The 1,438-nt window shown below is 71.3% G+C and carries 1 protein-coding gene; it reads left to right on the top strand.

Annotated features, from left to right (window positions below):
• The first annotated feature begins 124 nt into the window (after nt 1-124).
• The gene (locus FLX07_RS35760; protein WP_142576399.1) at nt 125-1,435 is read left to right on the top strand and encodes a COG1361 family protein; all 1,311 of its coding nucleotides are present in this window, start codon (nt 125-127) and stop codon (nt 1,433-1,435) included.
• Nucleotides 1,436-1,438: the final 3 nt, after the last annotated feature.

Below are 1,438 nucleotides of genomic sequence, written 5' to 3'. Positions count from 1 at the left end.
TGACGCTGTCCCTGTTCAACCAGTCCTGAACCACAGGCGCGGCGCCACCGCCCGATGTGGACGTCCGGGACCTGTGCCACCCTGACACACGTCCCGGACACCCACGACAAACCAGGAGACCCCATTGCCGACCAAGAGCCGCCCCCGCACCCCCCGCCGCGCCCCCAGCGCCGCCGCCGGTGCCGGTCAGGCCGCCCGCGCCCCCCGCGCCGATGCCGCCGATCAGGCCGCCCGCGCGACCGCCTTGGTCACCACCACCACCACCGCGCTGACCACCACCCCGCCGGCCACCGCTGCGCCGACCACCGCTGCGCCGACCACTGCTGTGCTGACCGCCAGGGCCGCCGCCGCGATCACCCGCGCCGCCCTGGCCACCCGCGCCGCCCTCACCACCGTGGCCGCCCGCGCCGCCCGCGCCGCCAGCGTGACCACCCGCTTGGCCGCTCGTGCTGCCGCCGTGGCCGCCGCCGTGGCCGTCGCCGTGGTGACAGTGGTCGTCTTCACCGCCCCGGCCCACGCCGACACCACCTGGTCGGTCGTCCCCGCCAACGCAGACGGCCCCGACGGCCGCAGCGTCATCGACATCGAACTACCCGGCGGACAACAGGTCACCGAACACATCGCCGTCATCAACCGCTCCACCCAACCCGTCGACTTCGCCATCGACGCCAACGACGGCTACCTCACCGCCAAGGGCTACTTCGACATGCGGCCCTCCGACGCCACCCCCGTCGACGGCGGCGCCTGGATCACCGTCCCCGACAAAGTCACCATCGCCGCCGGAGCCACCGCCGTCGTCCCCGTCACCGTCGCCATCCCCCAAAACGCCACCCCCGGAGACCACCCCGCCGGCGTCACCGCCTCCCTCGACACCATCTCCGGCCAAGTCCGCGTCCAAAACCGCGTCGGCGTCCGCCTCAACATCCGCGTCAACGGCACCTACGCCGCCAAAGTCGCCGTCAGCGACATCCACACCACCTACACCTGGTCATGGAACCCCTTCACCCCCGGCACCGTCGACATCACCTACACCCTCGCCAACACCGGCAACGTCCGCCTGGCCCCCGACAGCCGCATCCTGACCTCCACCCTCGCCGGCCAAAACAACTGGGACGACACCTCCGCCGCCAAAGCCCGAGAAATCATGCCCGGCGGCAAACGCACCTTCACCGCCCACATCACCGGCACCTGGCCCCTGGGACCCATCGACACCACGATCATGGCCATCCCCTCCCCCGCCGGTAAACCACTGCCCGGCGTCACCGCCGAACGCATCGCCATCGACACCACCCTGTGGGCCATTCCCTGGCCCCAACTCGCCCTCCTCACCCTCCTACTCCTCACCCTCCTCACCATCCGCATCACCAGCACCCGACGCCGCAAGCGCATCGAAAAGCTCATCCTCAACACCCGCGGCACCCCCCTCGGAGCCTGAACA

It is taken from the genome of Microbispora bryophytorum, assembly GCF_006874465.1.
Taxonomy (GTDB): domain Bacteria; phylum Actinomycetota; class Actinomycetes; order Streptosporangiales; family Streptosporangiaceae; genus Microbispora; species Microbispora bryophytorum.
This window is presented reverse-complemented; position numbering and strand designations above follow the sequence as displayed.